Annotated in this window: 49 protein-coding genes; all 49 read right to left on the bottom strand. The window is 68.4% G+C overall.

Annotation, left to right across the window (positions count from 1 at the left end; translation table 11 throughout):
• Positions 1-262: 262 nt before the first annotated feature.
• On the bottom strand, positions 263-1,741 hold the full coding sequence (locus tag CDO52_RS00760) for a phage major capsid protein (RefSeq protein ID WP_026125942.1): 1,479 nt from the start codon (positions 1,739-1,741) through the stop codon (positions 263-265).
• Positions 1,741-2,709, bottom strand: coding sequence for an HK97 family phage prohead protease (locus CDO52_RS00765; RefSeq protein WP_198345811.1), 969 nt, complete (start codon positions 2,707-2,709; stop codon positions 1,741-1,743). Before CDO52_RS00765 ends, CDO52_RS00760 begins: the two co-directional genes overlap by 1 nt.
• A gap of 4 nt (positions 2,710-2,713) precedes the next feature.
• Complete coding sequence (locus CDO52_RS00770; RefSeq protein ID WP_017619506.1) at positions 2,714-4,102, bottom strand: phage portal protein; 1,389 nt, start codon at positions 4,100-4,102, stop codon at positions 2,714-2,716.
• A gap of 1 nt (position 4,103) precedes the next feature.
• Positions 4,104-4,256, bottom strand: coding sequence for a hypothetical protein (locus tag CDO52_RS27025; RefSeq protein ID WP_157745357.1), 153 nt, complete (start codon positions 4,254-4,256; stop codon positions 4,104-4,106).
• A 9-nt stretch (positions 4,257-4,265) separates the two neighbouring features.
• Positions 4,266-5,780, bottom strand: a complete 1,515-nt coding sequence (locus tag CDO52_RS00775; protein WP_198345812.1) for a terminase large subunit — start codon at positions 5,778-5,780, stop codon at positions 4,266-4,268.
• Between the two features lie 343 nt (positions 5,781-6,123).
• Positions 6,124-6,618, bottom strand: a complete 495-nt coding sequence (locus tag CDO52_RS29340; RefSeq protein ID WP_394296724.1) for an HNH endonuclease — start codon at positions 6,616-6,618, stop codon at positions 6,124-6,126.
• Positions 6,619-6,699: 81 nt separating this feature from the next.
• Positions 6,700-6,915, bottom strand: a complete 216-nt coding sequence (locus CDO52_RS00785; protein WP_017619510.1) for a helix-turn-helix domain-containing protein — start codon at positions 6,913-6,915, stop codon at positions 6,700-6,702.
• A 27-nt stretch (positions 6,916-6,942) separates the two neighbouring features.
• Positions 6,943-7,131, bottom strand: a complete 189-nt coding sequence (locus CDO52_RS00790) for a hypothetical protein (protein WP_026125945.1) — start codon at positions 7,129-7,131, stop codon at positions 6,943-6,945.
• Between the two features lie 76 nt (positions 7,132-7,207).
• On the bottom strand, positions 7,208-7,450 hold the full coding sequence (locus tag CDO52_RS27030; RefSeq protein ID WP_152471679.1) for a hypothetical protein: 243 nt from the start codon (positions 7,448-7,450) through the stop codon (positions 7,208-7,210).
• Positions 7,451-7,453: 3 nt separating this feature from the next.
• A complete protein-coding gene (locus tag CDO52_RS00795; RefSeq protein WP_017619513.1) occupies positions 7,454-7,792 on the bottom strand; it encodes a hypothetical protein in 339 nt (112 codons plus the stop codon).
• The gene (locus tag CDO52_RS00800) at positions 7,789-8,502 is read right to left on the bottom strand and encodes a hypothetical protein (protein ID WP_017619514.1); all 714 of its coding nucleotides are present in this window, start codon (positions 8,500-8,502) and stop codon (positions 7,789-7,791) included. Before CDO52_RS00800 ends, CDO52_RS00795 begins: the two co-directional genes overlap by 4 nt.
• Complete coding sequence (locus CDO52_RS00805; protein ID WP_017619515.1) at positions 8,495-8,860, bottom strand: hypothetical protein; 366 nt, start codon at positions 8,858-8,860, stop codon at positions 8,495-8,497. Before CDO52_RS00805 ends, CDO52_RS00800 begins: the two co-directional genes overlap by 8 nt.
• Complete coding sequence (locus tag CDO52_RS00810; protein WP_017619516.1) at positions 8,857-9,054, bottom strand: hypothetical protein; 198 nt, start codon at positions 9,052-9,054, stop codon at positions 8,857-8,859. The genes CDO52_RS00805 and CDO52_RS00810 overlap by 4 nt, the downstream gene beginning before the upstream one ends.
• Positions 9,042-9,416 (bottom strand): hypothetical protein, encoded by a 375-nt coding sequence (locus CDO52_RS00815; RefSeq protein WP_017619517.1) that lies wholly within the window; start codon positions 9,414-9,416, stop codon positions 9,042-9,044. The genes CDO52_RS00810 and CDO52_RS00815 overlap by 13 nt, the downstream gene beginning before the upstream one ends.
• Positions 9,413-10,444, bottom strand: coding sequence for a hypothetical protein (locus CDO52_RS00820; protein WP_017619518.1), 1,032 nt, complete (start codon positions 10,442-10,444; stop codon positions 9,413-9,415). Before CDO52_RS00820 ends, CDO52_RS00815 begins: the two co-directional genes overlap by 4 nt.
• A complete protein-coding gene (locus tag CDO52_RS29025; RefSeq protein WP_017619519.1) occupies positions 10,434-10,559 on the bottom strand; it encodes a hypothetical protein in 126 nt (41 codons plus the stop codon). Before CDO52_RS29025 ends, CDO52_RS00820 begins: the two co-directional genes overlap by 11 nt.
• Entirely contained in the window at positions 10,556-10,714 is a 159-nt protein-coding gene (locus CDO52_RS27035) for a hypothetical protein (protein ID WP_017619520.1), read from the bottom strand. Before CDO52_RS27035 ends, CDO52_RS29025 begins: the two co-directional genes overlap by 4 nt.
• Before the next feature lies 1 nt (position 10,715).
• On the bottom strand, positions 10,716-11,324 hold the full coding sequence (locus CDO52_RS00825; RefSeq protein WP_017619521.1) for a hypothetical protein: 609 nt from the start codon (positions 11,322-11,324) through the stop codon (positions 10,716-10,718).
• Positions 11,321-11,518, bottom strand: a complete 198-nt coding sequence (locus tag CDO52_RS00830; protein ID WP_017619522.1) for a hypothetical protein — start codon at positions 11,516-11,518, stop codon at positions 11,321-11,323. Before CDO52_RS00830 ends, CDO52_RS00825 begins: the two co-directional genes overlap by 4 nt.
• The gene (locus CDO52_RS27040) at positions 11,515-11,817 is read right to left on the bottom strand and encodes a hypothetical protein (RefSeq protein WP_152471682.1); all 303 of its coding nucleotides are present in this window, start codon (positions 11,815-11,817) and stop codon (positions 11,515-11,517) included. The genes CDO52_RS00830 and CDO52_RS27040 overlap by 4 nt, the downstream gene beginning before the upstream one ends.
• Positions 11,814-12,050 carry a hypothetical protein gene (locus CDO52_RS00835; protein WP_017619523.1) on the bottom strand — a complete coding sequence of 79 codons (237 nt, stop codon included), beginning with the start codon at positions 12,048-12,050 and terminating at the stop codon, positions 11,814-11,816. The genes CDO52_RS27040 and CDO52_RS00835 overlap by 4 nt, the downstream gene beginning before the upstream one ends.
• Positions 12,047-12,412: a DUF4326 domain-containing protein gene (locus tag CDO52_RS00840; RefSeq protein ID WP_026125946.1), complete on the bottom strand. Its 366-nt coding sequence runs from the start codon at positions 12,410-12,412 to the stop codon at positions 12,047-12,049. Before CDO52_RS00840 ends, CDO52_RS00835 begins: the two co-directional genes overlap by 4 nt.
• On the bottom strand, positions 12,409-12,606 hold the full coding sequence (locus CDO52_RS00845) for a hypothetical protein (protein WP_017619525.1): 198 nt from the start codon (positions 12,604-12,606) through the stop codon (positions 12,409-12,411). The genes CDO52_RS00840 and CDO52_RS00845 overlap by 4 nt, the downstream gene beginning before the upstream one ends.
• Positions 12,603-12,791 carry a hypothetical protein gene (locus CDO52_RS00850; protein WP_017619526.1) on the bottom strand — a complete coding sequence of 63 codons (189 nt, stop codon included), beginning with the start codon at positions 12,789-12,791 and terminating at the stop codon, positions 12,603-12,605. The genes CDO52_RS00845 and CDO52_RS00850 overlap by 4 nt, the downstream gene beginning before the upstream one ends.
• Positions 12,788-13,183, bottom strand: coding sequence for a hypothetical protein (locus tag CDO52_RS00855; protein ID WP_017619527.1), 396 nt, complete (start codon positions 13,181-13,183; stop codon positions 12,788-12,790). Before CDO52_RS00855 ends, CDO52_RS00850 begins: the two co-directional genes overlap by 4 nt.
• A complete protein-coding gene (locus CDO52_RS00860; RefSeq protein ID WP_017619528.1) occupies positions 13,180-13,560 on the bottom strand; it encodes a hypothetical protein in 381 nt (126 codons plus the stop codon). Before CDO52_RS00860 ends, CDO52_RS00855 begins: the two co-directional genes overlap by 4 nt.
• A complete protein-coding gene (locus CDO52_RS00865) occupies positions 13,557-13,958 on the bottom strand; it encodes a hypothetical protein (protein ID WP_017619529.1) in 402 nt (133 codons plus the stop codon). The genes CDO52_RS00860 and CDO52_RS00865 overlap by 4 nt, the downstream gene beginning before the upstream one ends.
• Complete coding sequence (locus CDO52_RS00870; protein WP_017619530.1) at positions 13,955-14,248, bottom strand: hypothetical protein; 294 nt, start codon at positions 14,246-14,248, stop codon at positions 13,955-13,957. The genes CDO52_RS00865 and CDO52_RS00870 overlap by 4 nt, the downstream gene beginning before the upstream one ends.
• A complete protein-coding gene (locus tag CDO52_RS00875; RefSeq protein ID WP_017619531.1) occupies positions 14,245-14,631 on the bottom strand; it encodes a hypothetical protein in 387 nt (128 codons plus the stop codon). The genes CDO52_RS00870 and CDO52_RS00875 overlap by 4 nt, the downstream gene beginning before the upstream one ends.
• Positions 14,628-14,867: a hypothetical protein gene (locus CDO52_RS00880; RefSeq protein ID WP_017619532.1), complete on the bottom strand. Its 240-nt coding sequence runs from the start codon at positions 14,865-14,867 to the stop codon at positions 14,628-14,630. The genes CDO52_RS00875 and CDO52_RS00880 overlap by 4 nt, the downstream gene beginning before the upstream one ends.
• Entirely contained in the window at positions 14,860-15,159 is a 300-nt protein-coding gene (locus tag CDO52_RS00885; RefSeq protein WP_017619533.1) for a hypothetical protein, read from the bottom strand. The genes CDO52_RS00880 and CDO52_RS00885 overlap by 8 nt, the downstream gene beginning before the upstream one ends.
• On the bottom strand, positions 15,156-15,728 hold the full coding sequence (locus CDO52_RS00890; RefSeq protein WP_017619534.1) for a hypothetical protein: 573 nt from the start codon (positions 15,726-15,728) through the stop codon (positions 15,156-15,158). Before CDO52_RS00890 ends, CDO52_RS00885 begins: the two co-directional genes overlap by 4 nt.
• On the bottom strand, positions 15,718-16,650 hold the full coding sequence (locus CDO52_RS00895) for a hypothetical protein (protein WP_017619535.1): 933 nt from the start codon (positions 16,648-16,650) through the stop codon (positions 15,718-15,720). Before CDO52_RS00895 ends, CDO52_RS00890 begins: the two co-directional genes overlap by 11 nt.
• Before the next feature lie 80 nt (positions 16,651-16,730).
• Positions 16,731-17,234: a hypothetical protein gene (locus CDO52_RS00900; protein ID WP_017619536.1), complete on the bottom strand. Its 504-nt coding sequence runs from the start codon at positions 17,232-17,234 to the stop codon at positions 16,731-16,733.
• A gap of 46 nt (positions 17,235-17,280) precedes the next feature.
• Complete coding sequence (locus CDO52_RS00905; RefSeq protein WP_017619537.1) at positions 17,281-17,724, bottom strand: hypothetical protein; 444 nt, start codon at positions 17,722-17,724, stop codon at positions 17,281-17,283.
• A 64-nt stretch (positions 17,725-17,788) separates the two neighbouring features.
• A complete protein-coding gene (locus CDO52_RS00910) occupies positions 17,789-18,334 on the bottom strand; it encodes a hypothetical protein (protein ID WP_017619538.1) in 546 nt (181 codons plus the stop codon).
• Entirely contained in the window at positions 18,334-19,233 is a 900-nt protein-coding gene (locus CDO52_RS00915; RefSeq protein ID WP_017619539.1) for a helix-turn-helix domain-containing protein, read from the bottom strand. Before CDO52_RS00915 ends, CDO52_RS00910 begins: the two co-directional genes overlap by 1 nt.
• A complete protein-coding gene (locus CDO52_RS00920) occupies positions 19,230-19,943 on the bottom strand; it encodes a hypothetical protein (RefSeq protein ID WP_017619540.1) in 714 nt (237 codons plus the stop codon). The genes CDO52_RS00915 and CDO52_RS00920 overlap by 4 nt, the downstream gene beginning before the upstream one ends.
• Entirely contained in the window at positions 19,940-20,476 is a 537-nt protein-coding gene (locus CDO52_RS00925) for a RuvC family protein (protein WP_017619541.1), read from the bottom strand. Before CDO52_RS00925 ends, CDO52_RS00920 begins: the two co-directional genes overlap by 4 nt.
• On the bottom strand, positions 20,477-20,662 hold the full coding sequence (locus tag CDO52_RS00930) for a hypothetical protein (RefSeq protein ID WP_017619542.1): 186 nt from the start codon (positions 20,660-20,662) through the stop codon (positions 20,477-20,479).
• Positions 20,662-21,132: a hypothetical protein gene (locus CDO52_RS00935; RefSeq protein ID WP_017619543.1), complete on the bottom strand. Its 471-nt coding sequence runs from the start codon at positions 21,130-21,132 to the stop codon at positions 20,662-20,664. Before CDO52_RS00935 ends, CDO52_RS00930 begins: the two co-directional genes overlap by 1 nt.
• On the bottom strand, positions 21,125-21,799 hold the full coding sequence (locus CDO52_RS00940; protein WP_017619544.1) for a hypothetical protein: 675 nt from the start codon (positions 21,797-21,799) through the stop codon (positions 21,125-21,127). The genes CDO52_RS00935 and CDO52_RS00940 overlap by 8 nt, the downstream gene beginning before the upstream one ends.
• A 136-nt stretch (positions 21,800-21,935) precedes the next feature.
• A complete protein-coding gene (locus CDO52_RS00945; RefSeq protein ID WP_017619546.1) occupies positions 21,936-22,190 on the bottom strand; it encodes a hypothetical protein in 255 nt (84 codons plus the stop codon).
• A 1-nt stretch (position 22,191) separates the two neighbouring features.
• Complete coding sequence (locus CDO52_RS00950; RefSeq protein ID WP_017619547.1) at positions 22,192-22,392, bottom strand: hypothetical protein; 201 nt, start codon at positions 22,390-22,392, stop codon at positions 22,192-22,194.
• The gene (locus CDO52_RS00955) at positions 22,389-22,736 is read right to left on the bottom strand and encodes a hypothetical protein (RefSeq protein ID WP_017619548.1); all 348 of its coding nucleotides are present in this window, start codon (positions 22,734-22,736) and stop codon (positions 22,389-22,391) included. The genes CDO52_RS00950 and CDO52_RS00955 overlap by 4 nt, the downstream gene beginning before the upstream one ends.
• Positions 22,733-22,963 carry a hypothetical protein gene (locus CDO52_RS00960; RefSeq protein WP_017619549.1) on the bottom strand — a complete coding sequence of 77 codons (231 nt, stop codon included), beginning with the start codon at positions 22,961-22,963 and terminating at the stop codon, positions 22,733-22,735. The genes CDO52_RS00955 and CDO52_RS00960 overlap by 4 nt, the downstream gene beginning before the upstream one ends.
• Positions 22,960-23,820, bottom strand: coding sequence for a recombinase RecT (locus tag CDO52_RS00965; protein ID WP_017619550.1), 861 nt, complete (start codon positions 23,818-23,820; stop codon positions 22,960-22,962). The genes CDO52_RS00960 and CDO52_RS00965 overlap by 4 nt, the downstream gene beginning before the upstream one ends.
• Positions 23,821-23,823: 3 nt before the next feature.
• Positions 23,824-25,026, bottom strand: coding sequence for a YqaJ viral recombinase family nuclease (locus CDO52_RS00970; RefSeq protein WP_157745360.1), 1,203 nt, complete (start codon positions 25,024-25,026; stop codon positions 23,824-23,826).
• Complete coding sequence (locus CDO52_RS27045) at positions 25,023-25,496, bottom strand: hypothetical protein (RefSeq protein WP_017619552.1); 474 nt, start codon at positions 25,494-25,496, stop codon at positions 25,023-25,025. The genes CDO52_RS00970 and CDO52_RS27045 overlap by 4 nt, the downstream gene beginning before the upstream one ends.

Consider the following 25,496-nt stretch of genomic DNA (forward strand, 5'->3'; position numbering starts at 1 on the left):
AGCCCGCTCCACACCAGACCCGCGGCGCGACACATAGTCGCCCACCGGCTCGAAAAGCCGCTCACGGCCTTTGAAAACCGGATCAGTGTCCTCGACAAGCTCCCCAGCGGGCACAACCCTCTTGACACCCGCGACCTGAGTCGCGAACGCCTCCTTGCAGCGGTAAATCACCACCACTCCTTTCCGTGTTGGGCATACGGAAGGCCCCCGATACCTTTTGGCTGGGGGCCTTCTATGACCCGAACTGAATGTTCGTTATGCCCTATACGTCCAGCATGCGGAAAGCGCCGTCATTGACGCTGTCTGCACCAACGCGGTAGTACGCGTACCAGCCGCGCTGACCGGAAGGCCTGTTGTTGGCGGTAGCGAATAGGTGCGGAATGAATTCCACGGTCATCCCGATCCGGTCGGCGATCACGTAGTTCATGAAGTCGCCGTAGATCAGGACATAGTTGTTCGTCGCCGCAGTGATGCTGGAGTCCATGTCTTCGGACTCGAACGCGGGACGCCCCAACAGCTGCGGGGGCTGCCCCTCGCCGATCCGCGCCCACATGCCGGCTCCGCCGGAGCTGTCGAACTGGCGGATGTCGTTGTAGATCGCCCGGTGCGCCAGCCACGATGCGTTCGCCCGGTACCGGGCGGGCAACGCGTCGTCGAGAGCGTAGACGTCGCCGATGGCGAACGTGTCGTCCGTTGCCGCGTCCACCTCCGAAGAGGTCCCGGTCAGTGCGGTGACGATACCGGTCGGCTGCCCGGACCCGGAACCGGTCGCGAACGCCGCCGCCTCCAGGTCGTCCCGGCCGAACGCAAGCAGCCGCGCGACCTCCGCGGTCACGTTGGCCTCGTCCGCCAGCGCCTCCAACGAAATCGGCACGAACCCGGCCGCCTTGTGGATCGGCACCGTCGGCTGGGCGAAGGTCGGGGCGTCGTCGGACACCTCGGTCGCCTCAGCGTCCCACGACCAGGTCACCTGACCGGAGCTGACACCGTTCCACACGTCGGTGGTCGCGACGACCGACCTGGCGACCTGCCGGACCTGGTTCCGGGATCCGTCCGACGTGATGATGACGGTGGGGTCCAACTGGAACGGAACCAGGTAACCACCACTGGCGTCGGTCAAGCTCATGGCCCGCTCCAGAGCGCGCTGCTCCTCCGGCTGCAGCATGTGCCCGCGCCCGCTGGCCACCTTGGACCAGGCTCGCAGGTACTCCGGCGACGACGCCGCCAGGCACAGGCGGGCAATGCTGCTGTCAGAGTCGTCCCACCGCTCCAGGATGTCCGTCGCAGCAGACCGGACCCGGTCGCGGGTACCGGGCATCCGCTCAATGGCGGACAGAGCACGGGCACGCAACTCCTGCGCGATCTCACCCTTCGACCGGGAGAACGTGCGAACCTCACTGAGGTCCCACGGGTTGCGGAACCGCTTGTCCTCGACGGAGTCGGGGTTCAGGATCGGGTCGAGGTCGTAGCCGTCAGACGGGTTGACGGGTGTGCCGCGTTCAGTGCGCAGATCCGCCGCCGCAGGGGTCCGTTCCGTAGTCCGGGCCACGCCGCGAACACGCTCCAACGCAGCCTTGCGCTCAAGCTGCCGGCGGTGGGTGTCCACCTGCGCGAATTCCCTGGTGAGTTCGTCGAAGGACTGCTCGTCCTCGGCGGTCAGCTCGTCCTTGGCTTCCAGGCGTTCCAGTTCGGCTTCGATGTCCTTGAGGCGGATCACCGCCTGAGGGTGACTTAGTTCCATCACTGCTCTCCTTCGATGGACGCCAGCCGATCGCGCATCAGCGCCCGGATTTCCGAGATCTGGGTGCGAAGGCCGGTCGGTGTCGGGGTTGGCGACGGGTGCCCATCGGAGGGCGGCGCGTCAGAGTCGTCCACGTCCGGGTGCCCCTGCTCGGGCGGCGCGGTGCGGACATGAGAAAGCCCCGGGCTCTGCCGGGGCTCATTGGTAGACGGGTGCCCGTCAGGGGGCGGCGCGTCCGGGGGCGAACCGAACAGCAGCACACGAGCAACCTCGCGCCGGGTGTCCGGATCACCCAAGTCGTCAATGCCCGGGTCACTGGCGGACCGAGCGAGGGCGGCGCGCACCTCACGCGCCAAATCGGTGTCAGACCGCACCAGGTCGGCAACCTCACGTGCACGCACACCGACACTGGTCTCCATGTACTGCGGGAAGACGACAGGGCCGACCTCGTGAAGCTTCACCTCAACAAGGGTGCGTTCCAGGGGGCCGCGGTCGCCCGGCATCCACAGCAGGTCGAAGAGTTCGTCGTCGCGGACTTTCCTGCCGTTATTGTCACGCCACTCATCCCGCACCACGCTGAAGCGAAAGCTCATCCCGTCCACGGCCTCATCGGCGATGGCGTCGCGGATCGGCTCGATCAGCCAGTTGCCTGACAGGCGGGCGGAGACGGCCAGGCCGTGGTCGTCCTCGCGAAGGTCGTCGATGCGCCCCAGCGGGATGCTGCCGATGAGCGGGTGGCGGCCGTGGTCGAACTGGAGCACCGGGGTGCGTTCCCGTAGCGACTTGCGGAAGGCGCCCTTGCGGATCTTCTCGAAGAAGGTCCCTTCCCAGCTATCGATGAGTGTGGGCTGGTCGAACACCGCGGCGTACCCGGTGAGGTCGCGGCCATCGCCCGGGGCAGTGTCCCCCTCCGCCCGCTCGGCGACGAACGGCGCCGACCGGACCAGGTTCTCTCGGGGAGCGCTCACGTCACTACTCCTCATCTCCAGATCCGCCCGCCGGATTCTCACTCGACGTCGCCGCCGTGTCGTTCAGATTCGCGCCCGGCTCCTGCAACTGCACAGAGAACAAACCGGTGTGCTCAAGCAGATCCCAGTCGTTGGCGATCACGGCGGCCTTCGCCGATTCGTGCGTGTAGCCCTCGCGGGTGAGCATGCTGATCGTCGACGCCTCCGACAGTTGGATCTCGGCTTGGTCCTTGCGGTCCTCACGCAAAAACGGGACGTCGCGTGTGTCGTACCAGAACCGGGCACCGGACCGGCGCGGCAACAGGGGCGCCAACGATCCGGCCGCGTTCTGCCACAGCGGATGGATGGTCACATCCGCCAGGCGCCTACGGGCCTGCCCGTAGTTTCCCGCGTTCAGGCTGGACCCCTGCATGCCCTCGGACAAGCCCACTACCACCGGGGGCACGCCAGCGGCCGCCGCGATACGGGTCTCACCAGCACCCTGCACGGCCTTGAAATCCAACTGCTTGAGGTCGGCGCCGACCACCTTCACATCCGCGCCGCCACCCAAATACATGGTCTCGTACGCGTTCTGGACACCCTTGTGATTCGCTTCGAGGACTTCCATGAAATCCTTGAACTGCTCAAGGGTGACGGTCTCCTTCAACGAAACGGCAAGGTTCGGGGTGGCCGCGTTCTCGAAGAACTTGGCTTTGTGCAGCATCATCTGGCCGTCGGTCGTGATCTCCCGCAACACCGGGGTCAACCACGACATGCCGCGGTAGGTGGCCAGAGGGTCCGGGGTCGGCGCGAAGTGCGCAACCTCGTCCGGCAGCAGCGGGATAGGGTCCGAACCCGACTGCGGACCATTCTCGTGGTACAGGTAGCCGATTTTCCGGTACCCCAGCACGCCGCCCCGGTCCTGCCGCGGCTCTAAGACGATGTCCACCCAGTCAGGGCGGAGACGGACCAGTTCGTCGCCGCGCCGGGTCCAGTAGCTGTTGCCCGCGAGGTCGGCGTCCTGGATCATCCGCAACAGCAGATCCTGTGTGGTGCCGCCCGGCCACGGTTCCTCAACCAGCGACAGCGCGGCGTTGCCGAACAGCCTGCCGGGGCGCCCATTGGCGAGTTGCTGGTACTGGAACCGGATCGAACTGAAAACGAGCATCCGCACGGCCATGCAGGCGAACACGACACCGTTCCCCGCATACGCCTGCGTCGCGTACGCGGTCAGGTTGCTGCCGATCCGTTCGGCTGGACTTCCGTTCAGCGTCTGCTGGACACCCGCACCACCCGACACCCCGTAGGTATGGCCGTTGTACATGAACGACGACAACGCTGCAGCGTAGTCCTCGATCGTCGTGATGTGCCGTTCGCGTGGACGACGAAGCAGGGATGACCAGAGCTTCGCCACGTCACCCCTCCTTCATGTCGATGACGAACAGCACCACCAGCAGCACCGCGAAGCCGACGCCCACCAGGCCCCAGCCGCCGAACTCCCACGCCAAACCCGCCGCAACCAGAACCATCGACAGGGCGACACCCACCAGCGCCTCAGACCTGCGCACACGAACCCCTCACCGGAACGCCACCCACGGCGTCGCCGTTTCCGGTCCGATATGCGCCTTCTTGCCGTGGCCCCACACCGCCAGCGTCGCCGCCACCAGAGGACTGATGTCCACCGCGGCGCCGCGCCGGTTCCACGCCCACAGGTCAGCGAGGTCTCGCTTCGCCGCGCCGGCCACTGCGGTGTCGAGCGGCACCTGCCCCCGGTGGCGGAGCGTCGAGGAGTTCCCGCGTTTCGGCTCGACGGAGTTCTTGAGATCTCCGCAGGCTTGGGCGTACTCCCGCGTCGAGGGGTTCGTCAGCTCGATTCCGGCTTTCTCGAATTTCGTCATGAGCGTGCCCCCTGGCCCGCCCGCGTCGAGCACGACCGCACATGGCCGCCACCGGTCCACGAGTTCCTTCACCCGCGGCACCACCCATCCCGTCCCCGAACGGTGATCGAGCTCACTCTCAGTACCAGCGATCTCGACGTGCACCAGGCCGTCACCGCGCAGCCCTGCAACGGCGATGCACGCGTACGACTGGTCGGGAGTCACGTCGATGCCGAACGCGAGGGGTTCGTCAACGGCGGGAGTGGAGTCCTCGTCGCGGACGTCGGTCCAAGCCTCCTCTGAGATGACAAGCCACGCGTTCCCCTCGACAACGTAGTTGCCGACGCTCAACCGCTCCCGGGCGAACGCCTCCGGCGACATCGCCGCACGTTCCGACTCGATGAACTCGCGGCTGATCCGGATTCCGAATCCCGGGTTCGCTCGCGCCCACGTCTCCGGAGCCATCGGGTTGTCGTGCTGGTCGCAGTCGACCGGGCACAGCTCATCGCACACGTCCGCCGACCACTCGAAGAACGCGAGCCGCGAGCTGTCGCCGGATAGCGCACGCCGACGGACTCGGCTCAGCACCTCGCACGGAGCCAAATCCTTGTCCGGAGCGCTGCTCGTGTACCAGAGCTGCGGATTCGGTCTCGCGCTGAGCGTGGGCAGCAACGCGGCCATGTGATCATCCGTCAGGTTGTACGCCTCATCGAGGATGATGAGGTCGCCCGAGAATCCCCGCCCGCCGCCGCCCGTTCTCGTAGCGAAGACCAGGCGACGGCCGTCCTTGAGCTCAACGCCCTCCTCACCGTGAGAACGGTGGAACCGGTCCACGCGGGCGAGGAAGTCCGGGTTCGCCTTGATCAGGCGTTCCATCCGGCGGAAGTGCTCTTTCGACGTCTTGAATTCGTGGGCACTGTGAATGATCAGTTCCTCGCCGAACAGGAACAGGCCCGCCAGCTCCCTCGCCTCGAGGATGCTGCCCTTCCCGTTTTGTCGGCCGACAATCAAACCGCACTCGAACGCCGACCATGACCCGTCCGCGCGTTCCCCAAGTGAGGTCTCGAGAGCAAGCTGCTGCCATGGGTCAAGAATCAGACCGGCGCTTGCCGCGAGGTCGACCGCCTCCTGACCGGCACTAGTCAGCGCCGGCGGCGTCACCCTGATCCGCGGCTGCTGCTCTCCGAGCAGCACGGCGGGCGGCGAGATCGTCAACCGAGTCACCCGCCTCACCAGTCCGAAGAGAGTCCAGCTCGTTCAGGACCAGGCGGAGCTCTCGCGACAGCGGCGCGGCTTCCTTCGGCCCCGCAGCCCCGATGTCGCGCGCCAACCGGTCACGAAGTGCCTCAAGCGCCCGGCGCCGATCACCCGAGGCAGCAGCCTCACGCAGGTCCACGGCTCACCGCCCGTCGAAATCACGCGGGGAGAAAAACGGTCTCTGGGGGCGCGGGATCGCCCGCTTTCATGATCACGTCGGACCCCCGCCCCCCCTACCCGCCGGTGGCTACCCGGGGTCCTGCCCCTGGTGTCGCGTGCGGCGAGCGGCATTCGGTGGCGGTCACCAGCGGCGCGACGTGTTCGGTCTGATGGGTGGCTTGCCAGCGCCTTTGCGGCTATTGCAGGTGCGGTGTGCTGGGCGAAGGTTCTCAACGTCGTTTGGATCAAGATCGTTTGCGATCATGATCTTTCGCGGAACGACATGGTCAGCAGTCCAGCTCATTGGGTGGGTGTAGGGGAGCAGCTGGTCTATGGGCTTGCCGCATATCCAGCAGACGGATGGGGCCTCGCGGCGGAGGCGTGCGCAGGCGCGGCGCCAGGGCCGTCCGCTGCGTCCGGCGTAAACCCCTGGCATCTCCCCGCCCGCGTTGATCGGGTGCCCCCGGACTTGTTGTGCATCCCCGGGCTTGTTCGACCCTCGGGGGTTGGTCAAGGGTCCGGGGGTTCGGTGGTCCCGCATCTCGGAACCAGCCCCGTTGCACGGTTCCGCCCCGTTGTCGAGGAGGGTCCCTTCGCCATGGAGACCCGGGGGTGGGAGGCAACGGGGGCCGGACATGCGGAACGCCCGGGGCTATGGTGCCTCCGGGCGCTCAGGTACACGTGGTGTGATTCTCAAGCCAATGTAGGACACTCGACGTCAAGCGGGCAAGCGCGCGCCAGGGCGTCCCCTGTGGCGCCGGGCGCGCTGTTCAGCTTCGACCTCGAAGAGCAGGTGGGCGTTGATGTGCCCGAGCCGGACGGTGAGCAGCCCGGCGGCGATCCACCGGTTGACGGTGCGCACGCTGACGCCTGCAGCCTCGGCCGCCTCATCTTTGGTGTACCAGCGGTGTCGCGGGTCCGGGTGGTCGAGCACAGCGTCCTCCTCGGGTCCGGCCTGAGGTTACCCGGTGGCGATTACCTGATCGGTGTCGGCGTCGCGGACTTCCAGGCACAGGATGATGTCGCCCTGCCCGGGTGCATGCCGTGCGGCGTCGACGAGGAGGCGCTTCATCAGCGCGATGGCTGTGTCAGGGGTGGTGTGGCCAGAACTGAGTACTTCGCCGCGGTCGGCGTCCCACAGGGTGTACATGCTGACCACGATGGGCAGGCGACCGCGGCTGGGCGAGGGCGATCTCGCCGCCTGTGGATAACGGCCGTTCCTCGCGTCAGCTCGGCCGCGATTCCTCTCGGTATCGGTCGGCTTCGCCGTACTGCAGCTCGTGGCCGCAGGGCTGGAGGGTGATGGTGAGTGTGGCCGGATCAGCGGCATAGGTGACCATCCGGTCGGACAGATCACCGCGCACGAGCGATCCGTTCTGCGTGGTCAGCGCGTATGCAACAGCCAACTCGCAGGTCGGGCAGGCAGGCAGATCGCTATACAGAATCTCATGGGTCCTGATTGTGGCCACTGTCTACTCCTTCTCCTTGCGGGGCTTCTTCTGGAGGCCGGGGGCGAATCCGACGACGCCGAATCCGGCGATGGCCGCGCACACCGCTGCCGCGGCGATCCACCATCCGCCGACGGTCCACAGGTAGTAGGCAGCGGCGCCGAACCCGATGGCCAAGGCGGCGCCGAGCACGATACCTCCCCAGTCGCGGCGATAGTCGAGCTTGGCCTCGATCTCACGGACGAGGTCGTCGGTGCCGAGCCAGGCGCCGTCCACTTCCAGGCCGGAGGAGTTGAGAGCGTGAAGTGCCCGGTTCTTGGTGACGGTGTCGGCGCTAGAGATGCGGATCCATAGGTCGGTCACGAGGCCATCTTCCCTTCCTGCTCGGTCACGTGGGCGTCGTATTCGTCGATCGACAGGACCCGGCAGCAGTCGGGGTTTTCGCAGCGGATGAGGTCGCGGTCCTCCTCGTAGATGAGGGTGCGCCGGTCGCACCGCGGGCACGGGAAGGGTTTCCTCCTGGCCGGTGGCCGAGCCTTCGCGGTGGCCTGCAGACGGCGCTGCCACCGCAGCACAGCCAGCCCCATATCGACCGACCAGGGCCAGGTGAGCACACCGTCCAGGTGCACCGAAAGCCAGCTGATCGAGATGGTCAGCGCGGTGGCGCCACGGGACCTCTCGGGGCGTGTTCCAGCGCCGATCGCTTCCCTGTAGACGGCCTCCCAATGGGTGAGGTCGCCATAAAGCGCGTCGATCAGGTCGGCGGCCGGGGACGGTGACGGCGTTCCTTTCGACCGTCGCACCTTGTCGGAATCGTCTCCGCGACCACGGTGCCCGTCGGCCTCGGCTGCGATGAGTGCGGAGAGGTTGTCCAGGTCGGCCAGCGAGTGCCGGATCGCGCCAGCGCACCGCCGGCACCAGACGGGTTCGCCGGGTACGGGCTCGACCTCGGGCGGGTCGGGCGGGTCGCCGCGGTGTTCGGGGGCGGCTGCCGCCCACGCGTCGAGGGCGTCGGCGTGGGTGTCGCGGAGCTGCCGCCACGTGCGGTTACAGGGTCCGGGGCATTCAGTCATGGCGCCTCCCTTCCTGAGCGATCCGAAGGGCGTCGGCGAGCGGCACGTTCACCCATTCCGGGGTGAGCTGCACCTGCGGTTCGACCGCGTGGTCGTCGATCTCGATACCGTTTACGCGGCGCGCGCGGATCGGGTTGTGAATGCTCTCGATCTCGTAGACCTCGATGTCGTGGTGTGCGGCGAGCGCGGGCAATAGGTAGCGGCGCACCAGGGGGACGAGCGGCCAGGGAATGTCGTCCCAGTCCAGGCCCATTTCGTCGAGGTAATCGAGCCAGATGTCGGGCTCGTCTCCGTCGTTGAAGCCCCACTTCGACAGCAGGTCGGACGAGTAGAGCGTGATGGCGGGTTCTGAGGTCACGCGATGCCTCCGTTCTCGGGTATGCCTTCGCACCGGTCTTCCGAGGCGCTCCTCGCGTCACGGCCGCAGAACGGGCAGGCGGGCACGTCTCCGGCGAGCAGCAGCGGGCCGTGGCGGCTGGCGGGCTTTTCGGCGGCGGTCACCAGGGCAACGACGGCGGCTATGGCCAGCAAGGCGAACGCTACGGCGACCACGGTTCCTCCCCGATGGCGTTCCGGCGCTCCAGTTCCGCGATGCGCCGCTCCCGCTCGGCGATACGTCGCTCCTTCTCCTGAAGCTGCTGCCGCAGCTCGTGGTCGGTGAGCGGCGCCCGGTCGGCGATGCCGCCGGTGAGCGCGCGCCCGGTCAGGTAGAGCGGCCAGCTGAGGGCGATACCGATGGCGAATCCGGCTTGCTCCCGCCGTTCCTGAGCGACCCGGCGCGGTTTCGCGGCCAGAGTCGGGTAGTCCTCGATGAACTCGGCCACCATGCGGGCGACGAAGGTGGGCGCGACCCTGGCGAACCCGTACCAGAGGTAGGCGGCGGCTACGGCAATGATGACGGCGAGGATGATCACGGCCGCCTCCCCACTCGTCGTGGAACGCGGCGCACAGACAGACCCCGTGGATTGGGGCCTCCGCGGTGAGTCTGGCGCGGCTGGTGCTGGGGTCCGGCAGTAAAGGCGTGCCATGGCTGGGAATGGCGCCGCCAATCCAGAAGGACGTCGCGCGAGTCGTTGGTGATGGTGACGGTGCTCGGGTCCGTGGGTTCGTGACCGAAGGCGCCAGCGAACTGCTCGCGTAGGCGGTGGATCGCGGCATGGATACGGAGGGCGACGGGCCGGAAGGCCTCGGCCGTTTGCGTTGCCGCGACCGTGATCTCTGAGTCCAGCGGGTCGGGCGGCCACGGGCCCTGGCCGACGAATTCGATCCGCAAGGTCCGGCTGAGCCTGGTGTACCGGTCTGGCGGTGTGACGATGTCGGGCTCGTCCTGTGTAACTTCGTGGAGCGTGCACAGGATCGGGTAAGTGCGCCCGTCGGCTAGGGCAAGCGCGTCGATGTCGTCGATGGTGGCCGGTTCCAGCAGGACGGGGACCTCGCACTCGCCTTCCCACGACCGCAGGATTCCGCCCTCGTAGATGCGGGTGATAGTAATGGGACCTTCCCCGACAGCTGTGTCGGCCGCACAGATGGTGCCGTGCACCTGCGTTTCGACATGCCGCTCGAAGCCGAAGGCGGGCAGAGTGAAGGCACAGACATCGCGCTCAGCCTTCACGAACTGCTGCTCGCCGTCTGGGTCGAGCCGGTAGAACCGCTCGCGATCGCCGTCCCAGAACAGTGACGGGTCATCGGAGTACCGCACGACCATCGGGCGCGTAGTGGCCGCGTCGTCGATGACCTCGAACATCGGGCGCACAGCGGAGATAGAGCCGCCGACGAACTCCGGACCAGGATTGTAGATGCCGGTCGCGATCCCGTGCGCTTCGACAAACCGCCCTCCCAACTGCCCGCGCTCCCACTCCAGGAATTCTGGGTCGCTCCAGCGCAGGTCCTCGGCTCGGCGGAGCGTGGTGCCGATTCGGTCGAGGACGTCCTCAGCGGCCATCGGCCTCCTCCTCAGATTCGGTGCCCCATCCCGTCGCCTCGCGGTATGCGTGGGCGGTGTCGCGCGCCACGTGGGCGGCGCGACGTAGCAGGTCAGCGCTCGGAATGGTGGTCACTCACCGTCCCCCTTCGGGGGCTTCGGACCGCCGGACATCATGCCCGCGGTCAGGTAGAGGCCCTCGCCCCGGGTGAACCCGGCAGAGCGAAGGCTCAGGTAGTACTCGTGGGCGGCGATCGCCGCATCGCGGATGCTTGGTCCGGTAGCGCTCATGTCATTGCTCCAGGTCGGCGGTGCAGACGTCGACGTGAGCGACGCAGTCGGTCAGGTCGACCCCGTCGATCTCGACGCGGCCGGGGCGGGCTCCGCAGATGCCGGAGATGCCGGTGCGGCGAAGGCGGTAGGGGTGGAACGGCTCGTGGGCGATGGCGAGCACACTCGTGCCGCGCGCGGTCCGGGGACCGGCGGGCTCGACCTGGTAGGCGATCTCCAGGCCGGAGGTGCCGACCAGGTTCTCCAGTGCCTCGGCCAGGTACTCGCGGGCGTGCTGGAGCGTGAGCCGCGCGTCGGTGTCGGGAGCTATATGAAGATGCGCGTAGGCGAGGGCGCGGCGCTCCGCCGGGACACGCCGGTCGAGGTCGCCGAGAAGCAGCGCCGTCGGCACCGTGCAGTCCTCGCGGCCGTCGCAGCACACCCGGCCGCAGCGGGAGCAGTCCGAGGGAACGTCGGCCTGGACGGGCTCCTCCTCGGGTGCGGGTTCCACCGGCAGGCCGACGGTGTCGAGGTCGGTGTCGACGGGCCGCCACCGCATCGAATCGGGTCGGCTCTCCCATGCCTCCTGCAGGGCGGTAATCCGCTCGATGGTCTCCTCAGGGGTGCTCATCTGGTGGCCTCCTCTTCGAACGCGGACGCGCCTGCCTCGGTGACGCGCGCGACGAACGCCTGGGAGCCGGCTGCGCTCAGGTAGGTCCTGTGCTCGATGTGGCCGTCGCGGATCTGGCGGAACTCGATGTCCACCGAATAGGTGGGCACGACGGCGGGCTCGAACTCGTTGGGGTGGGCGCCGGTGCCGCTCATCGGCCACCTCCGCCGAGTGCGTGGCGCCACCGGCCCCACCAGGTGCGGGGCCAAGGGCGCGGGCGTGGCTGCAGGACGGTCGCCTGCTGTGGTTCTGCAGCGGTCTGCTCGATGGACTCGGGGACCGGAGCCGGGGCCGCCTTCGCCGGGAATACAGCGGGACGCGGCGGCGGAGCCCCGGTCAGTCGGTCGCCGCTGCCGGTGAACGTGTGCCACCCGTAGGGGTCCGCATACACCAGACCCTCCCTGCCGTGGGAATCCTGCGGCAGCAGGCAGATCCGGCACGTGGTCGAGGTCATTCGGTCACCTCTCGTTCGATCTCGGTGAGCCGCCGATCGAGCGGCTCGCCGTCGGGGACGGTGGTCAGCGCGCTCGCTACACGGCGTGCGGCGTCGACGACCGGAGGAGGGCACGCCCACGACGTCTTCGCGATCGCGGCGAGGAGGTGCGCCAGCTCATTTGGGGCGTAGCGGACCTCGTGGCCCTCGCGGAGGATGCGAGCGGCTCTGCGCAGCTCGGCTTGGGCGCTCATCGACTGCTCCCCTCACTGGCGAGTTCCAGGAGCACGTCGGCGTGGCACGGTTGGTCCAGGGGACACCAGCACGCCAGGTCATGGCCGCGAAGCTCATCCACGTGAGTGACAACATCCCGGCGATCGACATAGGAACGCCCCACGTCCATGTCGTCATGGAAGCCGTCGTAGCCCCCGCTTCCGGCGCCGGCGAGCCACAGGCGGTACCGCTCGCGGCACCACAGCTGCGGGTTCGGGTGATCGCTCGGTACGAAGTCGAGGGTGAAGGGGCTCGCCCACCTCGTCGGCCAACCGACGTAGACGGCGCCTGGAGGCATGCGCCAACCGCGTGTGCTTCGGCGCTGGATGCGACAGGGGCTCACCAGTCCTCTTCCCCTCGGATGAGGGCGACCTCGGCGTGGGCGTCCAAGGCCTCGTCGCGGCTGATGTAGCCCGCCTCGTGCTGTTCCTCGATGGCGTGGTACTCGGCGTCAGCGCAGTCCTCGCACCCGCACATCTCGTAGGCGTAGGAACCGTCGATGAACTCGGCGACGCACTCGCGGTAGTCGATGGTCATGCTGTTCCTCTCCTGATGTCGATAGAGATCCACTCATCGTCATCGCCTACGAGCGCGTCGACATCGACGGGTTCGTAGACCAGCCCGGTGCCGTTCTCGTCGATGTCGGTGAGCAGGACGGGCCACTGGCCGTAGCCGTCAGAGATGATCTGGTTGAGGTGGTCGCGGAGTTCGATCGCGTTCACGTCTCCTCCTCGCTCAGTTCGAACAGGGGTATGGGTGTGACCGCGCGTGGATTCGCGCGGTCGGCCGGAGACGCTGAAGCGGCACCGGCACCGTCCAGCTCGTCTTCGTCGTCCTCCTCGAAGGCGGCGGCCAGTTTGGCCAGGAACTGTTGGCCCTCCGGGGTGGCCTTCCAGTCGTCGAGGAGCCGCTGGCCGCGGTCGGTGAGCTCCATCCCCTGCTCGCCGTAGACCAAGAGCCCGCACAGGTAGGCGCCGAAGGCGTTGTTGGCGACCCCGTGGATGGGGTACCGCTTGGGGTTGTAGGTGAGGCGGCCCGCCTCGGCGTCCAGCAGGAAGTCCCGGTAGTACCAGGTGAGCCGGTCGGGTGGTTTCTCGAAGGAGAAGGTGCTCATCGAATTCCCTCCTCTCTCGTCCGCCGCAGCTCCTCCACAGCCGCCTGCTCGTCTGGTGTCAGTTGGTAGGGCATGCGTTTGACCGGACCACCGCCGCGGTAGGCGGCCAAGGCGTCGTATACGGCCTCTTCACTGCTGTCGGAGGAGTGCCACCATTCGACGGCCTTCCATACGCCCGACAAGCGCCGGATGGAGGCTTGGACGCGGATGTCCGTAGCACGCAGGTCGAGCAGGAGCTGCTGGGTCTCACTGGCCGCGTCGGGGGCGTAACCAAGTCGGGCGAGCACATCGGCCATCCCCGCTAGATCGTCACGCCTTTCGAACAGTTCGGCGAGGTCATCGGCGTAGCAAAGGTAGTTGTACGATCCACCGCTCATTGGGGCTCCTTGGCGGGTTGGGGGCAGCCGGTGAGCATCCGCGCGCCTTCCAGGCCTTCGCGCGTGAGCAGCGCCTCCTGGCCGGGCGGGTCGGGGATGGGTCGTGGCTCGGGATCGCCGCCGTCGTCCTCGTCGCGGAAGTACATGCAGTGGTACTGGTCGTGGAGGCTGCACAGGCCCTGTTCGTCGCGCGGTCCGTCGAGCCACTCAGCGGGAGTCCGGCCCATTAGGGACACCAGGATCAGCGGACATCCGGGGCCGGTCATCGCCCGCCCCTCGCGGTCGTGGACGCAGCTACCGCACCATTGGCCGATCCACGCGTACCCCTCGGTGCCGTTGGCGAAGGGCGCGCGCTCGCGGGCGCGGGCGTAGGCGTCGTCGTAATCCGGGAGGCTCATGGCGCATCCTCCCCGGTGGCCGGGATCCGCTCGCCGTCGGTGACGTCGCGGATCGTGGCGATGTCGGCCTCCAGGGCGGTCAGGACGAGCCGCCAGTGGGGACCGAACTGGCCGTGGATCACGATCCGCGGCTCCCTGGCCGTCGCCCGGCCGAGCAGCGCTGCAGCGGCGTCGTCCTTGAACACGACCTGGTGGCCCTGGACGCGTTCCACGTGGCCGGTGCGCCACACGACCTCGTATGTACGCAGCTCTCCGTGGTCGAGGCCGAGCGGGTCGGTGTTGTCGCTCATCGGCCGGCCTCCGTCCAACGGAGGGTGCGCAGGCTGCGAGGGTCAGTGGCCCATGCGACGGCGTCTCCCCACGTCCGGCCGCCGTCCTGGATGCTCTGGACGAAGTCGAGCAGCTCGCGGGCCGGGCCGGTGAGGGAGCGCACCGCCGGGTGCTTGGACGCGGCCAGCTCGATCGGGCGCCCCCGCTGTTCGCGGTCGAGCTGAGCGACCGACCGCACCGGCACGCCCAAGCGGACGAGCACCTCGGCGGCCAGGCACTGCGGGTGGCCATGACTGACATAGCGGCATCCGCGGGTCGCGGCACGCGGGTCGACGCGGTCGGGGTCATCAGCGGCGATCGCGTGGAGCACACGGATGACGGCGTGGTGGTCGATTCGGCTCATAGCGCGTCTCCGAACAGGTCGGGGCGGACGATGTCGTTGATGGGGCGCTGCGGGGCCATCGGCCAGTCGTCGCAGGCCTCGCAGTCGCAGCCCCGCGATCGCGATTCGGCGGCGTCGAGCAGGGCGAGCAGGGCGTGGGCGGTGGCAATCTGCGCGCGGACCAGCGCCAGCGTCGCGTGCGGCTCCTCTGAGGCCTGCGTGAGCTCGCGCTCGGCGGCCCGGCGATGTTCAGCCATCCGCGTCTCCGTTCTCCTGGTCGGCCGACGGGGTGATGAGACCGCGGATGCGGTCGGCGTAGGCGTGCACCTGAGCAGGGGTGGCCCGGTCGTGCCCGGCGGTGGGGCGCCACACGTCGCCGGTCGCGCGGGCCGCAGTCGGACGCCATCCGAGTCCGCTCAGTTCGGCGAGCAGCGAGGCGGCGAACGGCTCGGCGTCGGGGCGGTCGGCCCCCAGTAGGCCGTCACGTTCGCTGATGCGTCGCGCGATGAGCGCGACCGCCTCGTCGCGGGCCTCCATGCGGGCACTCATGACGCGCTCCTCGACGTCTGCGGGCCGCACACGGGGCAGGCCACCCGTTGCAGTCCGGCGCCGTCGGCCGTCACCTGTGTGCGGGTGCGTGTCTCGTCGTGGCACTGTCCGCACCATGGCGTCGTCGAGACCGATGGCGGTGCTTCGGGCTGTGCGGTTGAGTCGGCGGGGGCGTGCTCGGCGCGGGCGGCCACGTAGTCGGCGGTCGGTGAAGCGACCGGATGCGCGCCGGGCATGAGCGCCAGGCCCACCCGTTTGCCGTCGGCCAAGGCCTTCAGGTGCTCCTGGAACCGGCGGCTGTAGTCGCGGGCGTCAGGGTCGGCGGCGGGCAACACCCGGTCGGCATCGCGCAGGCGATCGTCGCGGATCCGGCGGACTTCGGCACGGATCTCAGCGGGAGCGATGAACGGCTGGCGTCTGGCGATCGTCTTGACTGCCTCGTGGCAGTCGTCGAAGTCCAGGTCTCCGATCAGGTCGTGCCAGGCGTTCGGTGTGTAGTCGTCGATCTTCTGCTGCGGGCAGCAAGCGCGTACGTACCGGCACAGCACGACTGCCTGTTCACGGGTCATCGGATGCCTCCAGAGCGTCTTGGGCTCGGGCGCGGGCGAAAGCGCGATCGAACTTGGCGTCTATGGCTTGCTGTTCGCGGTCGGCGGGGGAGGCGCGCGCCTGTACGCCGCGTTCATTGGCCTTCTTGGCGTCGTCGCGGATCCACTTCTGCCAGGCCTCGAACCAGTTGACGCGGCGGGCGCCGGTGGACCGGTAGTGACTGACGAACTGGGTAGTGCAGTGGTCGAGGTCGAGCAGGTAGGCGAATCCGCAGCCGGTGGCCCACCGGCGCATGCCGTCGGTGAGCGCGAAGTCGTCGGGGATCGGCGTGCCACGGCTGGACCGAGAGCTGCTCGATTCGGGCCGGGGTTCGGGGTGGTCGTCGCGAGCTGTGCGAGCGACAGCGGAGTACTCCGGCGACGGTTCGGTGTCGGCGGGCGCGGTTCCCCCCGCACCCCCCTGCCTCCTGTCTCCTGCTACCTGTCCCCTGCTACCTGCCACCTGCTCCGTCGGTGTGCCGTCGGTGTTCGCAACACCTGTTCGCCCCGACGAGTCGGTGTGCGATTCCGGCCGGGTGGCGTCGATTGGCGCTTGAGGCGTGCGAGCGGGCGGCTCGGGGTGGCGTGACGCCAAGCGCGAGTCGAGCTTCTGGTGCTTGGCCAGCTTGGGCAGGTGCAGATAGGAGGAGCCGTCGACTTGGTAGCGGACGACGTTGCCGACGCGCTCCAGTTCGGCCAGCCAGGTGTCGATGACCGTCGGTGTGACATCGTCGTCGTAGGGGAAAGTGCGTCCCTTGATGAATCCAGGGTTGCCGCGCATCCGGCCCTGCTCGTCGCATTGATTCCACAGCGCGATATAGAACAGACGCACGTCGCGGGAGAGCTGAGTGGCGAGTTCCTCGTCCTCCCAGTACTCCGGCTTGATCGAGCGGATGCGGGCCATCAGTGCCTCCTCTCGTGGTTGGGATCGCGCCTGCCGCGGGCTCGGCGGCTCGCCGCGGCAGGCGCGAGGTCTGTGGCGGGTCAGAAGACGCGGAACCCGCCGTGGTCGGCGGCCCTCTCCAGGTAGGCGATCCACTCATCCCAGTACTGGCGGTCGCCGTCGGCGAAGTTCGCGTCGAGCTGGTTCGGCGTGGCGTCTCGGGCGGCCTTGACTGCTGCCCTGCACTCCTCCGGGGTGACGTGCCAGCCGTCGTTGGTGGAGAACTTGAACGACGGGATCCCGGCAGCCTCGCCGGGGTGTTGGGCCAGGTGCGCGTTCACCTGGTCGAGGTAGGCGCGCGCTGCTGCCGCTGCGGGGCCGGAAACCACCCTCCCGCCATCCCCGCCTTCGAGATCTTGGACAGCGTCCACGTGCTCCCACGTGGTCCCGTGGTCGTGCGCCTCTGGGAAGGCGCCGGGGTCAGCGGGGTAGAGCATGCCGAGCCGGTACATCGCCTCGGCGTAGCGGGCCATGCCGAAGATGTTCAGGCGGAAGTAGGAACCGTCCTGGTCGGAGTCGTTTTCCCAGGTCATGTCGTAGCCCATGGCTCTCCTTTCTGGTGATGGTCAGCGCCTAGCGCGAAGTCGCATGTCACGCGGCGGGCGCGGGGGCGGCGTCCTCGACGTCGAGGACGTTTGGGAAGTGGGAGAAGAACCCGAACCGCCACCCCACGACGTGGAAGCGGTAGGTCTGGCCGGGCTCGATCCCCTGCCACACGTCCGCTGAGTCCCACTTGGCGTGCCACAGGCTGTCGGTGTTGGCGAGCACACCGCATTGCTCGGTGTAGATCCGGTAGGAGCCGTCGTCACCGCCGCGGTCCTTGTTGGTGACGGTGCACTCGACGTGCCGCTCGTTGTAGTGGGCGCGGTCGTAGGAGAGGCCCACCATGCCCGAGAGAATCCCGGCGAACAGGAAGGTGACGCCCCCCACCACCAGGGGGAATGAGCAGCCCTCCGGTTCTGCGTGGGAGCCGAACCATACGGCGGCGGTGGTGAGCAGAAGCGTCGCGGTAAGCGCGAGCAGCAGGCCAGTCATGGTGTTTCCTTCTCGATCGGGATCATGAGACGCGGAATCCGTCGCCGGGCTCGGTGCGGGGCGCTTAGGCAGCCGTCTCGTCGGCACGCAGGTAGGCGTCCATGTCGAGGCGGAGGCGGGTGCAGGCATCGGCCGGACCTGTGGAATCCGGGCAGCGGACCTTGAGGGCGAGCAGCTTGGCGCACGTGCCGACGGTGATCTGAGCCGCGGCGATGCGGGATTGCGCCGCCTCCATGACGTCGACCAGCTCGTCCCAAGCCATTTCGGCGAACAGGGCCTGCTGGTGGTAGACGGCGCCTGTCTCGGCGTTCTTGCGCTTGACTCCCATGACGGCCGCGCGCGGAACAAGGACCTGCTCGTGGTTGATCTCGACGACATGTCTGGACTTATCCCAGCGTTTGAAGCGCTTCAGGTGCCCGGAGCGCGCGTCGTCGACGACGACGTAGCGAGCCCAATTGCGTCCCGCGCGGATCGCGTCGGTGAGCAGCTCGTGCATGCGCTCGCCGATCTCCGCAGACGGCCGCCGCTGGCCGTGTTCGTCGTATCCGGCGTCATGCAGCAGCGCGTCGTACTCCTCGCGCTCTTCGGCCGACAGGTGTCTGCGATCCATCACTCCTCTTTCCTGACGGCCCGCAGCCCGCGGGGCCGTTTCGCCTCGACGACGTCCAGCCAGGTGGTCAGTCGCTCGCGCAACCGCGGGAGGGCGTCCCAGATGTCGGCGTCGGCGGCCTGAGCCGTGCGCTCGACATCGAGCAGTGGCAGGCCCTCGTTGGTCGCCTTGATCGCCCGCCACAGCGCCGCGCGGAACTGCGCGTCTTTGATCTCGGGGTCGTCGTCCACCCAGCGGCCCAAGGCGTCAGCGGTGGCGCGCTGATCAGCATGGGATGCGGCAGCGTCGGCGCGATCCTGCCCCTCCGGCAGGGGCGTGGGATCGTCGGCCGACGGCTCCCAGAACTCACCGACACCGAGGTCCGGGTGCGGACGTGAAGGGGCATCGTCGCGGCCGTCGATCACGTCGTCCTGCGGCGCGGGTCCCGGTTCGGGTGACGGAGCTGGCCGGGATGCCGGACGCGACTTGCCGTCGAGCGACTTCACGCGATTGGGCTGCTCCAACTGTCCGGCGCCGGACAGTTGAGCCATGTCATCTGCGACCGTGCTCTTGCCGACGCCGAGCGCTCCAGCGATCGCACGCACGGAATGGCCTTCGCGTCGGAGGTCAGCGACAACGGCGCGACGCTGTTCTTCGGTGAGGTGTCGGCGGTCGGAGTTGAGGGTGCGGGCGATCTCGCGCGCCTCGTCGTCGTCCTTGACGTGGATGACCACGTCGTCGGCGATGCCGATGCCTTCTTCCTCGGCGATGTGGACGCGGTGATGCCCATCGAGGATCCGGCCATGCTGGTCGCGGGTGATCGGTGAAAGCACTCCGAATCGTCGGATGCTCGCACGCAGAGCGTCCTCGATGTGAGGAGGCAGGGCGTCGAAGAGCTGCAGTGTGTCCCCATCGTTCATCGGGAGACCTCCCTCAGCGCCTGGTTGACGTAGGAGCGGGCGACGCCGAGACGATCGGCGACGACGCCGATCGGGTATCCCTCGGCGAGCAACTCGGCGGCGTCCTCGGCGATCGCCACCCGCCGGGGGACGCGGTCCCCGGTGTCGGGCTCGGCGGCCGGGTCGTCGATGCCGAGGTCGTCCCACGCCATCGGCGGCGGCCATTCCTTCTTCGCGGCCTTGGCGCGGGTGGCCCGACTGGCGCGCGTCTCCGGTGGCAGGGCCATGGACAGCGCGTCGTAGACAGCCGTGACTTTGCGATGCGTAGCGATTTCCACATACCGACGCTCGCCGCGGCGGATGGTGTGGAGCGATCCCTCGGATATCCCGGACCGTTCCATGACGGAGCGCGCCGACCAGCCCAGAGCGGCGAGCGCCTGAAGGCGTCGCATCGTCCCGATGGCCGGCACAAAGCCGACGGGCGTCGCCCACGGATCAACAGAGAGGATCGCGTTCGCGGTGTAGGAGGAAACGCAGGTCGTCTCGGGGCGCATTATGTAGGCTGCCGTGTGCTCGTTCAGTCCGGCCGCCAGCGAAATAGCGCGGCGGGTGTGTCCGGCATCCTCCAGCTTTCGAATGTGGGTGCGCACCGCGCCGAGGTTGCCCCGCGGGTTCCAACGCCCGTAGGCGATCTGGCGGCGCCGGTGCTTGGAGTAGGCAGCCGTGCTCATGCGACCTCCTCCGGCCACGTGATCTTGTCCAGGGCGGCGCGATGGCCTTTGGGAAGCGTGATCTCGGGGTGTCCGAGCGCGTCCAGGCCCATGAGGCGGAGCCATGCGGCGTCCACCTCGTTGTCGTCGCGTAGGTCGTCGCCGGTGCGCTGGTAAAGCGCCATGCGCATGTCCGGTTTTGTGGCTGCCCCCTTGCCGGTGGCAAACTTCTTCAGGCTGGCTGGGGGCACCAAGGCGTAGGGAACTCCGACCTCGATGAGCATGCTCCGGACAACGCCGTGCACCATGCCGAGCTTGGCGATGGCATTGGCCCGGACCGGCGGCACGTCCTCGATCACGACCAGGTCCACCCACCGGTTCGTACCTCGCGTTCCCGGAGGGCAGCCGCCGACGACGATCCGTACGGCCTCGCGGATGTCGATGAGCCGGGCGTCGCCCTCCCTGTCGGAGCCGATGAAGTCGGGCTGGCCGGAGTCCCATGCGACTCCGGTGGCCGAGACGGACAAGTCGAGGCCGACCACGCGCGGAGCCATTCAGACCTCCAAGGTGTAGATGTAGGCGACCGGCACGCCAACACCACGGACCGTGCCGATCGGTTGGGACAGGACGCGATGGCGGTCGTCGCGGTCGGGCGGTCCGGTTACTACCGGCTGGTGTTCGGCCCCGGGGTGCGACTCGATGTAGGCATCGATCAGGCGTTGCAGCTCGCCGAGTGTCATCAGAACGGCACCTCCGTTCGAGTACGGCAGGCGGCAAGGGCACGGAGGCGGTCCTTGAGTCGGATGTAGGAGGCGATCTCGCGGTCGAGGTCCCATGGGTCGTGGGCTCGCGCGGTCGCCGGAGAGCGTTCGCCGGTGTCGGCCTGTGCGCGGTATTCGTCGGCGAGCAGGTCGTACTCGACCCGCCATCCCGGATACAGCCGCTCAAGCTGCGCGCACACGCGGGCCGTGGCCGGGCGGTGGACACCTCTGACGGCCTGGCGTTCGGGATCGACCATGGGCATGGGCTGGGTGGTCTCCAGCTCAGCGGTACGCACAGGCCGCGGCTCGTCGGGGCGCGGCGGCGCGTCCTCATGGTGGAGGCCCCGCCGGACCTTGCGCTCATACAGCGCATAGGCGAAGGCGGCCAGGATCAGCGCGTCGAGAAGGGCGATGCCGAACCACTGCCAGGCGGTGTAGGCGTCATTCACCGCGGCCCACCTCCGCAGTGTTCTTGTGCTTCTTCATCCGCCGGTCACGCTGGTAGGCGAGCTCCGCCGCCCGGCAGGGATCGCAGGGCTTCTCGCCCCGGTAGTAGTGCTGCTTGTAGCCGCGCGGGGTGCCGTGAGCGATGGGCTTCCTACGGCCAGGCCGCTGTTTACCACCGGTCTTCTTCGCCTTTGCAGCGCTCAAGACCCCGTCCAGGCGAGCCTCAGGCATCGCCGCCAGCTCGGCGACGTCGTAGGCGCGGGGCTCCGGCGGCGGAGGTGCCGGTGCGCGCTTCAGCGACTCCGGGATGGTGCTCGGCTTCTTCGTCCGCCGGATGGGCGGTGGTGTGGGCGCGGGGCGTGGCCGCTCTGGTTTCGGCGTGGTAGGCGGAGCCGGTTCGGTGAGGCCGAGGGCGTTCATGATCTCCAGTGCCCAAGCGACGTCGGCGGCGTGCTCCGGTGACTCACACTCCCCCGCGCAGTTGTGTCGGTTGGCGATGCGGCGGACCATCACCGCCGCGTCGGCGCGGTCTTGCGCGTCGGCCTGCTGGGACTGGCCGTCCTCGTAGATGTGGAGGAGGTGGTGCGCGCGGGTGTGGTCGGTTTCTCGCGGCTCGCGCCGCCGTCGGCCTGCTGCGGCTGCGTGTCGGATCTGGGACTCGAAGGCCATTCCTCCCCCTCGGTGGTGTGGTCAGCGATGTAGGCGACGCGGGCAAGCTCGTCGGCATTCGGCGACGGCGGAGGTGGTGGGACCGGGCGGAGGCGTTCGGCCTCCAGGGCGCGGACCCGCTCTTCTAGCTCGTCGGTCATCGCGCCCACCCCGCTCTTACTGAGAGCCAGATGACGCGGTGGATCGGGCCGCGGTGTGTGTCACCGGTCATGAGCCCCAGAACGATCCCGTCGAACTCGTCCTGCGATTCGGGGTCGGGGTCGCGGACTCGTTCCGGGTGGCCGGTCATCTCCTCGATCAGGTGGGTGCCGAGCCATGCGCGGCGCGCCTGGGCGAGACGCTGGCGGCCCGCGACCTCGGCGTCCGTGATGAGGCGGTGGAGGCTGCGCATCTCACACCACCCCCTCCTGAAGGTCCTCGATCAGCGGCGATTCGTGCACCTGTACGGATTCGCCGAGACGCTCTCTCAGCTGGGCGCGCACCTCGGCGCGGTGGCCGGAGCACAGCACGTATTCCTGGTCGGTGGCCGGGCAGGTGACGCGGACTTCGGCGCGCTCTGAGCAGGTATAGCGGGAGCAGTAGATGAAGCTCATGACGCCCTCTTCCGCTGGTCGATGTCGTCAGCGGCGTATCCGGCGATGACCGACACCGCCGCGCCCGAGGCACGGACGCCGTAGACCACCGAGCCGAGCATCGAACTCACCGCCGGCAGCACCTTGACCATGTCGTCCTCATCGACGTCCACGGTGCGCGGCAGCTCACGCGCCATCACGGAGGCGTAGTGGTCCAGGAGCGGTTCCTGGGGGCGGCCCGTGGCGGCGTGGCGCCGCCGGTTCTCCCGGATGACATCAAGCGCGAGCTGCGGGGTCCAGGCCTCCGGGGGGACCATGCGTACTCCGTCTGCCGCGGCCCGGCGGATGTGGTCGTCGCTGGTCATGCTGCGTCGCCTCCGGTCGGTGAGGGCGGGGTGGGTAGGGCGCGCCTGGTCCCGCAGTGCCCGCAGCGGTGGGACAGCTTTTCGTTGACGGCGCGCAGGTCGCGGAGCTGGCGACGGAGACCGATGTTCTCGACGCGGTCGCGATCGTCCCGCGATGCGGCCAGGTACCAGGTGGCGACGGCGCTCACGGTGGCTCCGACGGCGAAGGCACTCAGAATGGGGATCACGCCGCACCCCCGCTGCCGGGCGGGACGGCCTCGGGCCAGTCGTCCGCTCCCTGAGGGGCCCCAGCGTCGGCGGGCTCCTCGACGATCTCGGCGTCGACCGGGTCTTCAGGCTGCGGCTCCTGCTGGGACGGCGGGGTGCGGTGACGGTTCCGGGTGGCGTCTGCTTCGGCGGCGGCGCGCAGCGTCTCGCGCACGTACTCGGCGCTGGTGGGCACCCACTTCTTGAGCTGGTGGACCGCTGTCTTCAGCCACATCCGGTCCTCCCACTGCTGCCACGGGGAGTCGGGGGCGCTGGACCGCTTCGAGACGGCCTTGACCTTCATGACCTCGTCGCGGGACATGACCACCACGCGGGAGGTGGCGCCGTCCTTCATCACGGCGTAGGCGTAGACACCGGCCATCTCGCCGCGCTCACCCCACCAGTCGGGCTGGTGGTCGGGGCGGTCCATGTCGGGGGTGAACCGGAAGAAGTCGCGCTCGTAGACGATCTCGGCCTTGACGGCGCTGACCGCTCCGGCCCGGTAGATGAGTTCGATCTCGCCCGTGTAGTCGACGACGCCGACCAGATCGACGGTCTCTGCCCGGCGGTTCTCGAAGTGCAGGATGTGGAACGTGTCGCCGGGGACCAAGCCCAGCCGGGCGCACTCGGACAGGCACATCATGTACCCGGACGGGTTGCGTTCGGCGGCGGCGGCGAGCTTGCTGTTCTTGCGCAGGTGGGCCTTCGCGAGCGCGATGAACCCCCGCTTGTCGACGTGGCTGGGCAGGATGCTGGCGAACCAGTTCGCGTACTGGGTGATGACGGCGGCGGGCCCGGACTCTTGCCGGGCGACCTCGCCTCGGACGGTCTGGGACATGGTTCACTTCCTCTTCGCGGGGGTGAGGCGGTCGATGGTGGCGGGGCCGACCCAGTAGCCCTTGCGGTCGTAGACCGAGCGGGAGCAGAGCTTGCGGCCAGCCTGGTCGAGTGCGGTACGGGCGTCTCCGAGGTGGGCTCGCAAGGTGTTCTCCGTGAGCCGCTTGGCGGCGTCGGCTTCGCGGTAGGCGTCGCACGCCTGTCGGTACTGCTCGGCGACGTCGGCGGGCACCTCGGTCTCGGCGTCGTCGTCGACGTCGGGGTGAAGTGCGCGGAGGGCGGCGGTGGTGGCGTGGTGACCGTCGACCGGGGGCGGATCCTCCTGCTCCACGCGCGCCAGGAACTCCTCGGCGCGCGTGCGCATGAACATGACGTCGTCGGCGTCGTAGGCGATGGTGTAGCTCCGGGTCTGCTGGGTGTGCAGGAAGAAGCAGACGATGACCCCCTCATCGAGGCCGAGGACGTCGAGCTGCCACAGGAGCTGTGCGCGGTAGTAGGCAGGGACTTCGTCCGTTCCATCCGGACCCCACCCGTCGTAGGCGCCGGAGGTTTTTAGCTCCAGCAGAGAAGTCGGCGGCGTCGCGATGCTCGGACATGTCGGGCAGACGTCGCAGCACGGTCCGCAGTCGTAGGGGTCGCAGCACGGCGCCTTGCCAGCGAGGGCGGCTTCCCCGGCCCTGTGCAGCCCGCACCGGCATGACGGAACCAGGCCGCGATCCGGGGTTGCCATCTGCCACGGCCGATCGGCCGATGCGAGCAGGCCCAGCCGGGTCAGCTCGTACTCGGGATGGTCGATCTCCCACCGGTCGGCGATCCACGGCTCCATATGGCGGCCGAGAGACAGGCGGTCGTCATCGGGACCACCGTCGAGCAGGCCGAGCTTCTGCCAGAACAAATTGAAGGGGGAGTCGAACGGTGAGATCCCCAGAACGACGGCGATTTCGGAGGCGGTGACGCCGCTACGGCGCGCGGCGAGCCAGTCCTCACGCGGGGCGTCCGGCGGGAGCAGCTCGACGGCGGCACCGATGCGACGGAGGGCGGCCGGACCGGAGCCCGGAGAGGGGGGCGGTGTCTCCGGCCCGGCCGCAGGGACGGACGCAGGCAGCGTCACCGGAGCATCCCCCAGGATCTCCTGTTCTGCCTTGGCTCCCGCAGCGGCCATGGACCAGCCGGCGGCGGGCAGCTTTGACGTCCTCTTCGTGGTCACAGCAGGTCGCCCCCAGGGACGAATCGCAGAGTCGGTGATTCGCAGGCCTTCACGTGGTCGGCCAGCTCGCGGATGCGCTCGGCCCACTTGGTCGCGTTGATCGCGCCGTCGGGGTCCGGCTCCTCGCCGAGCGCTTTGCTTACCGCCTGGTGGACGTCGGCGATGAGGCCGGGGGTGGGTAGGTCGCAGATCTCGGTCGGTGTTGCGCCCCATTGCCACCCGGTGATGACGACCGGCCCGGCGTAGGGCTGGACGGCGGCGCCGAGCACGGTCAGCACGCATGAGCCGGTCACGTTGCGCGGGTAGGTCTCCGGGCGGCGCAACCCCATGTCGTTGACCCAACCCGCAGCGGCGTAGTGGGGATCGAGCCGGACCCGGTTGGGTCCCTCAGGGCCGATCTCTGAGGTCAGGTCGAGGTCGCAGTCGCGGGTGGCCAGGGTGCCGTCTGTGGCGATGACGGTGTAGCGCAT

The sequence above is a fragment of the Nocardiopsis gilva YIM 90087 genome (assembly GCF_002263495.1).
Taxonomy (GTDB): domain Bacteria; phylum Actinomycetota; class Actinomycetes; order Streptosporangiales; family Streptosporangiaceae; genus Nocardiopsis_C; species Nocardiopsis_C gilva.